The sequence below is a fragment of the Bacteroidia bacterium genome, assembly GCA_019695265.1.
Classification (GTDB): Bacteria; Bacteroidota; Bacteroidia; order JAIBAJ01; family JAIBAJ01; genus JAIBAJ01.
In genome coordinates this window covers 1-8448 of record JAIBAJ010000131.1, presented here as the reverse complement: position 1 = coordinate 8448, position 8448 = coordinate 1, and the positions used below count along the sequence as shown (strand labels likewise).

The 8448-nt window shown below is 37.6% G+C and carries 6 protein-coding genes; 2 read left to right on the top strand and 4 right to left on the bottom strand.

Features of this window, described 5'->3' with window-relative positions; all coding sequences use genetic code 11:
* Positions 1-1091 (top strand): UbiD family decarboxylase (locus K1X82_13860; GenBank protein MBX7183191.1); only part of this gene is annotated, 1091 nt, incomplete at its 5' end.
* On the opposite strand, the gene K1X82_13855 is transcribed toward K1X82_13860, so the two are convergent.
* Positions 1088-2062, bottom strand: coding sequence for a glycosyltransferase family 9 protein (locus tag K1X82_13855; protein MBX7183190.1), 975 nt, complete (start codon positions 2060-2062; stop codon positions 1088-1090). The two genes, K1X82_13860 and K1X82_13855, sit on opposite strands and share 4 nt — an antisense overlap.
* A 10-nt stretch (positions 2063-2072) precedes the next feature.
* A complete protein-coding gene (locus tag K1X82_13850) occupies positions 2073-4565 on the bottom strand; it encodes a tetratricopeptide repeat protein (GenBank protein MBX7183189.1) in 2493 nt (830 codons plus the stop codon).
* Positions 4566-4736: 171 nt separating this feature from the next.
* On the opposite strand from K1X82_13850, the gene K1X82_13845 reads away from it, so the two are divergent.
* Entirely contained in the window at positions 4737-5390 is a 654-nt protein-coding gene (locus K1X82_13845) for a YdcF family protein (GenBank protein ID MBX7183188.1), read from the top strand.
* On the opposite strand, the gene K1X82_13840 is transcribed toward K1X82_13845, so the two are convergent.
* Complete coding sequence (locus K1X82_13840; protein ID MBX7183187.1) at positions 5387-6412, bottom strand: aminopeptidase; 1026 nt, start codon at positions 6410-6412, stop codon at positions 5387-5389. The genes K1X82_13845 and K1X82_13840 overlap by 4 nt on opposite strands.
* A gap of 13 nt (positions 6413-6425) precedes the next feature.
* The coding region (locus K1X82_13835) for a hypothetical protein (protein MBX7183186.1) at positions 6426-8448 on the bottom strand (2023 nt) is incomplete at its 5' end.

Here is an 8448-nt window from a genome sequence, read left to right as displayed (position 1 = left end):
GGGATGGATTTTGTATTAGCACAGAGGCTGATTTTGTAATTACCGGAGAAGTTTATCCCAATCAAAATAAGCCGGAAGGTCCATTTGGGGATCATTTAGGTTATTATAGCTTAGTTCATGATTTTCCCGTAATGAAGGTTCACAAGGTTTGGCACAGAGAAAATGCGATTTGGCCATTTACGGTAGTTGGTCGTCCACCTCAAGAGGATACAAGTTTTGGCGCTTTGATACATGAAATGGTAGGAGGTGGAATATCGTCTGAGATTCCTGGGTTACAAGAGGTTCATGCAGTTGATGCAGCAGGGGTTCATCCACTGTTATTAGCCGTGGGAAAGGAAAGATATACCCCATATATGCCTGTGGTTCAGCCTCAGGAAATACTTACCATAGCTAACCATGTATTAGGAACAGGGCAGTTATCATTGGCAAAGTTTTTATTTATTTCCGCTCCGGCACCCGGACAAAAGTTAGATACCCATGATATTGCCCATTTTTTTACTGATTTTTTAGAGAGGTTTGATCCAACAAGGGATATCCATTTTTATACCAAAACTTCGATAGATACCTTGGATTACAGTGGGGATGGATTGAATACAGGTTCAAAAGTGGTATTTGCTTGTGCAGGTGAAAAAAAGCGGGAACTGGGTAAAGAAATTCCGGGTGAATTTACTTTACCAACAGGATTTAGTTTACCTAAGGTAGTTATGCCTGGGGTTTTAGCCATCCAAGCACCACGTTACATGGCTGAGGAGGCGGCAAAGGAATACGAACGATTAGATCTGCATTTTAGAAACAATGCGCTTGAAATTCAATCTAAGTTTCCTTTGTGGATCATTTGCGATGATAGTTCCTTTGTTGCTGAAAATTTATCTAATTTCTTATGGGTAAGTTTCACCAGGAGTAATCCAAGTCATGATATACAAGGATTGCAAACCGGTTTCGAAAATAAGCATTGGTATTGCAGGGGTTCGGTTTTGATTGACGCCCGAATTAAGCCTCATCATGCACCAGTGCTGGAAAAATCACCGGATATCGAAAGAAAGGTTGATAGGTTAGGAGAAAAAGGAAATAGTTTGTACGGAATAATCTAATTCCAAAAGGTGTTGATGTTGGAGATCAATGCCTCGATGGAATGGTTTTTCATACATTGGAAATGTTTTTGAGGACAATTGGAAAATCCAAGTTTGGAGCAAGGTCGGCATTTGATATCCGAGTTTTCCATATTAATTACATTGGATTGTTCCTGATAAGAATACATGCCGAATTCGGGAATGGTGTTACCCCAAATGCTTATAGTTTTTTTCCGAAATGCTGCCGCGATATGCATCATGCCGGTATCGTTTGATACCACTAGTTTGGAAGCCTTAATCAGAAGGGCAGATTCATCTATTGAAGTTAAACCGCTAAGATTTAGCACATGAGGTAGTCCTTTAGCTATTGATTCTCCGGTGGTTTCATCTTCTTTTCCTCCAAGAAGGATGCAAGGGTATGTGATTTTTTCAAGAGTGGATCGAATGCTTTCAGGAGGAAGACGCTTGGTAAAATGTGTTCCACCTATGGCCCAAACCATGAAATATGGCGAGAAATTTGAAGGAAGTTCTGGGATTTGGGAGGTAGGGTCAGGGAAGAAATTTAGTCCTTGATTGTCATTATGAATACCGAGCTTGGAAAAGGCTTTAAAGTAACGATCAACCAAATGATCTTTCGGAAGTTTATTTACTTTTAAATTTACAACCAACCATTTTTCAATGTTTAGTTTATCGAAGCTGGTGCTTGGTTTGTTAAGGGAAATAACTACTTGTGCAGACCTTAAGTTTTTATGTAAATCGAGTATATGCGTGTAGTTTTCTTTTCTTAAATCGGCCAGCAGTGAAGCAAGAGAATTATCATATTCGAAAACTTTGGATAGGTATGGATTATGCTTTACCAACCCTACAAAGTTCTTTTTTGTAAGAAAATGAACTTCTGCTTCCGGCACTTGTTCCTTTAGCGCACGGATAATAGGGGTGGTGAGAATAATATCACCGATAGAACTGAATCGGATAAGTAAAAATTTTGCCAAAATTTCTCTTTTAAGAAGCTAATTTTCCAGCCTGACCTTTTTCTAAGATTTCGGTCACTAAGTTAGCTAAGTCATCCTTCTTAATTGGTTTATGTAAAATGGCGTTCATTCCTGAAGAAATAGCTGAATTTTTTGCATTTTCAAAAACATCGGCAGAAACTCCCATTATTGGAGTTTTTGATTTGGATTCCGAATTAAGAGCACGAATAATTCGGGTAGTTTCAAACCCGTCCATTTCAGGCATGTGAAAATCCATAAGGATGAAGAGGTAGTTGTTTTTCTCGATGTAATCCAAGGCTTCTTTACCACCCATTGCAAAATCAACTTCGTAACCTAATCCCTTAAGCATAAGTCCGATAATTTTCTGGTTAACCGAATTATCGTCAACACTCAGCACCTTATTGTTTTTTGCTGTCGGCATTGTCAATACTTTGGGTTTTTCTTCCAGGATTTTTGGTTCAGCAGAAGGTACAGGTACGATGGCTTTTTCGGAATGGAAGTTTCGGATTACCAGGGTAAATTCAGAACCTTGGCCAATGATTGAATGAACAAGGATATCTCCTTCCATTAATTCGGCCAGTTTTTTTGCAATTGGAAGACCTAATCCGCTACCTCCGAAGATTCTGGTAATGTTTTCCTCTGCCTGGGTGAATTTTTCGAAGATGTATTTTTGTTTTTCTGGAGCAATTCCTATTCCTGAATCTTTGACTGAAAATGATAATTGCTTTCCGTCAGCATCTATCTTGATGGAGAAATAGATATTGCCTTCGGTGGTAAACTTGATAGCATTGTTTAACAAATTCCCTAAAATTTGGAACATTCTTACCGGGTCACCTTTGATCATGGTGGGCACATTGTCGTCCATTTTAAGTTCAAAATGTAAACCTTTGGCTTTAGATTGAATATGATAGTTTCGGCTAAGTTCTTTGATAAGAGCGTGAAGGTTAAAGTCAGCTTTTTCAAGGGAAAGTTTACCTGCTTCAATTTTGCTATAATCCAGAATGTCATTGATAATAACCATCAGATTATCGGCTGAGAACTTGATGCTTTGCACAAATTCTCTTTCTTTTATTCCCAGGTTTTCAGATAGCAATAAATCAGTGAATCCAACAATGCCATTCATTGGAGTTCTAATTTCATGACTCATATTGCTCAGGAAGTCTGATTTTGCCTTTAAGGCATTTTCTGCTCTAGTTGTAGCAATTTTGAGCCCTTTGTTTTGTTTTCGTAATACGAGGGCTGTCCAAAGCATTAGAATAAAAACTAAAATTCCTACAAGACTTACACCAAGCATCACTCTAAGTCGAAATGATTGAGCTTTGATTTTGTCGTCAGCTTTAGATTTATCAAGCTTGGCGGCAGAAATTTGTTTATCGAGTTTATGAATTTCATCCTGACTAGTTGCTAAATCAAAAGCTTGCTGCATTTGTCTGGTTAGAATACCATCTTTCATCTCAACCAGTTTTTTGTAATGTTCAAAGGCCTGATCATTTCTTCCTGTTTTTTGAAGAAGACTAATTAGTCCTTGGTAGGCTGCGCTAATTAATGGGTCAGCCTTGGCAATTTTAGCATTTTCAATAGCAAATCCAAAGAGAGTTTCTGCTTTAGGGTATTGCTGCTTTTTAACCAGACTTTCGGCCCATCTTAAGTACATTTTGGCAAGTGGGGAATAGGCTCTTTGGCGTTTAAAATATGATTCTGCTGATAAGAAGCAGGAGTCAGCTTTAGCAAATTGGCCATTGATTGTATACAATTCCCCTTTCAAAGAATTCACGGTGGAGAGTTGCAAGGAATCACCAATTTTATAATTAGATTCTATGCTTTTGTTAAGAAAGTATTCTGCCGAATCATAAACATTCAACATGGTATAGTCTATACCAATTGATTTATAGGAATGTGCTAATAAGCTAAAATCATTACTTCCCTTTCTAAGTTCTAAACCTTTTAAGTGATTGGCTAATGCCATTTGATAATCACCATTTTGAGTAAATACTAAACCTTCATTGTTTAGTGAAACTGCTAAAGCGAAACGGTATTTAGGAGATTTTTTACCTAATAAAATACCCTTTTGGTAATATACTAGGGCATGGTCAAAATCATTGATTTCAAAGTAGCAATTACCGATATCGTTGTAAGCGAATATTTCAGCATCCACCATTTTTAGTTCTTTGATGATGGAGAGCGATCTCAGGAAGTATTCGATGGCAAGTGAGTAATTCCCATTAGCACGGTAAATTTCACCCATGTGATGGTAAAGCTGCTGAACTTCAGATTTGTCATGGATTTTCTCAGCTAAATCAATAGCTTTTAAAACATAACTATGTGCTTTTGCGGGATCCTTAAATGCGTAGTGATTATAAAGATTTTTTAGGAGCTTAATGTTCTCTCGAATATCTTTTGGGTTTTGAATTCCTGAAAAGTCAGTTTCTTCTTGTCCGGGCTGACTAAGAGCATAATAATTGCAGAATAAAAGTAAAAAATAAAAAAGTATTGCTTTCCTCATTTATAGTAATAAAATCAGTCCTTGTAACCCCATTCTTGGATATTTGTTTCAAAATGGGCCTTACACTTAGAAAATAAGTAAGTAATCGATTAATTAAGTTAAAAAAGTTAAAGGTTAATCGGAAGGATTGAGATAAGAACTATTTTTATGGACCATTTTAAAACAACAACCATGACAGCAAGGAAATTACTATTTCTACTTGCCATTCTTTCTTTTTCTCTAGTTTTCAACGGATGTTTTATCGCAACATCTTATACCCATTCTTCTTATAAGAGGGCGCAGGAACACATGCCATTTGATGCAGTTATAGTGCCGGGTGTGCCTTTTGGTGATTCCGCTACGAGTTCGGTTTTTAGAGCAAGAATTTTATGGGCCAAATATTTATTTGAACAGAAACTAACAAAGAATATTATTTTCTCTGGTTCGGCGGTTTATAGCCCTTACATTGAAGGGGCCATTATGAAAATGATAGCTGATAGTTTGGGGATTCCGGCGCAGAATACTTTTGCTGAGACATTGGCAGAGCATAGCACAGAGAATGTTTATTATTCCTGGAAAATGGCTCAAAAATTGGGATTTAAAAAGGTAGCATTGGCAACAGATCCATTTCAAACAATAATGGTTCAATCTTTTATTCATAAGCACTGCCCAGAAGTTCAAATTGTACCTATAGTTTTTCAAAGAATTGATATGCAAACAAGTCATTGGTTGCCAGCCATTAATCCTAGTTTAGCTCTTAAACCTGATTTTGTTAACCTGGAAGATAGAGAGTCCTTTTGGGAGAGATTTAAAGGTACCAGAGGGAAGAAAATTAAATTTGATTAATGTTGTTGGGTTTTAATTACCTCGATGAACCGATTAATATTGTTGTTAAAGGTATGTCTATATACATTTTCTAGGCTGTCTTGAAGGTTCCCATACCTCACATAAGACATCAGGAAATCGTTGCCTTCCAAATAGAGCCATTTTGCATTTCTTAATTCCTTTGCCTTTCTTTCTTTTGAAATTGGAAGTTTGAAAATTCCTTGATAAATGTTTCTGATTGTATTTCTTTTTTGGGATTCTAATTGGCTTGGCGGGCTTGTTTTATAAATGTGGTTTAAACTATCTTTCCAGGATAGGTAATAAGAATTCATAAATAGGTCTGCTTGCAATGTTGAATTGAATTCCTTTTCAGAATGTTTTAGTTTTTTACTTTTAAAATACAATTGCGCTCCTTTGTTTCCAATAAAATCGGCAATATTTTCACTAAACTCAACATTATTCCCTAAGTAAATAGTTCCATGAACCATTTCATGAATGATAAGTGCTGCAAGGTTACCATCCTCTTTTGAAAGCATGCTGGATAAAATTGGATCTTTGAACCATCCTAATGTACTCCATCCGGATACTTTTCCAATTCCTGTTTCCCAACCTTGTTTTTTTAAATTGATTGATTCGTGATTAGCATCCTGCCAATTGAAAAAACCTTTATAACTCAAATTTCCTACGAATGGGAAATGCCATTTTTTCTCTTCAAAAGCATATGGTTTACAGGCTGTTACAACCCAAACGAGAGGTTTACCTTGTTGATCATAAATGGATTCATAATTTCCGTTGTCGATTAATCCAAGTTCATTAACCGCAAATATTTTTACATCTTGGATTAGTTTAATTTTCCTTTTTTCTTCCGAGGACCATTTTTTAGAGTTTAATGCAACTTGGTTTTTTTGAGCAAAAAGGAGAATTTTAGCTTGACCAAATCCTGCATTTAATCCGTAAGCAATCAATTCTCTATAATAGAAGAAGAACAAAAAAAGAACCCCAAATCCAAAATAGATATACCATTTGAATTTGGGGCTTTTCATAAATAATTATTTACTAATCTGTTTTAGATACTTTATACGCTATTTGAACATCTTTAAGACGATAGGTAGAATTGAAAAGTGCAGAAGTAACAGAAGGAATAGTAACTGCGATGTAATAGGAGTAAGTTGAATTTGAAATTACTTCACTTGTTGGACTAAAGGTTAAAGTTTGGGCTCCAGAAGTTACGGAACTTGAACCTGATGAAATCACAGTTGGTGCAACACCGGTTGTTGTATATGGTATTTTTTCAAATGAGCAAGTAATGTTGGAATTTCCTGCATCATATACATGGAAAGTTATTGAAGCTATGGTTGCGCCATCCGGCAGTTGAACAGGTGCAATAGCTGTTCTGGTTGAAGTTGCAGTTATTGAACCGGAAAAATAGAGGTAAGGTTCAGAAATCGTTGAGTAGAAATAATTATTTAGTTCCACACCATCAGAAACTGGAACATCTCCACCAATTCGTTTAGTAAAATTGTAAGGATTTAGCGTTAAATACCTATTTTGTGCAGTGTAGTAGCGGTGCTCTCCACCAGACACAAAATCTCCATTTCCGGTAACGTCATTTGTGCCATGTATGTCTCCTTCTACATACAATTTGTATGATGCCTCACTGGTTCCTATGGAAACATTGCCATTAAACAAGGCATTTCCACCAGTAACATGCAATTTAGTTGCAGGAGCAGTGGTTCCAATTCCAACATTACCTGAAGTTGAAATGGTTAACCTTGGTGTAGCTTGAATGGTCAAATGTAACGCCCCTGTGCTATTTCCTGCTCCGGTTCCAAAGTCAATATCATTAGGTGAAACTGCGGAACTAAATGATCCTAGGTATCCTCTGTAAACTCCATCTTCATTCAGGGCAATATAACCATTTGTTCCCATATCAAAAACTGAGGTTAATGAGGTGGAAGACTTAACATGTAGCTTAGCACTTGTGGTTGTTGTTCCGATACCAACATTTGTTCCATTATCATAAATGTTACTATTTTCTAACTTAAATAAGGTGTTATTCCATCTAGGTACGTATTTATCTGATAATGCACCTACTCTTGGATCGGTTTCACCATTGGAAATAGCAGCAGAGAGACTAATCCATTCAGGTCTGCTATTGTTTGTGTTCCAGCCCATGTAATAGTCCGCTGCACCATTTGTTCCATTAAGGGTAATATTACCTGAAATATTTGCACCAGAATTAACTTTAAAACCTCCATTTACATCTAATTTGGCTAATGGTATAGTTGTTCCAATACCGATATTAGTTCCATCATAATACATTGAGGTATTTCCAAGTTCATCTGCGTCTGCAAACCAAAAAGGAACAATTCCATCTGTTAGGCTTCCTACTCTTGGATCTGCCTCATCGCTCCATTTAAGATATCCACTCGAATTAGCTCTTAATATTTGATCAGTTGAACCATATCCATTGGAAGTAACTATCACTGAGCTATTAAGAATGGTTTCTGAATTATCTGCAAATTTAACTTTTCCATATTGTGGACCTAATTCAACGTCATAATTGGAAGGTGTTCCAAGAATACCTACTAAGGTATTTCCTGATGGACCTTGAATTACAGTTATTGAATTATCGATAATCCATTGTGATCCATTCCAATGAGGGGTTTGGCCATTAGCTGTTCCATTCGCAAAACTTCCGGTAGCACCGGTTGCCCCTGTGGCACCTGTTGCTCCGTTAGATCCATTGGTTCCTGCGGCTCCGGTAGCTCCTGTTGCCCCTGTGGCACCTGTTGCTCCGTTAGATCCATTGGTTCCGTTGGTTCCTGCGGCTCCGGTAGCACCTGTGGCGCCAGTAGCACCGGTTGCGCCAGTAGCACCGTTTGTTCCATTCGTACCATTTGATCCGGCAGCACCAGTTGGTCCGGTTGCACCTGTTGCACCAGTAGCACCGTTTGTTCCATTAGTACCATTTGATCCGGCAGCACCAGTTGGTCCGGTTGCACCTGTTGCACCTGTTGCACCGTTTGTTCCATTCGTACCATTTGATCCGGCAGCACCAGTTGGTCCGGTTGCACCG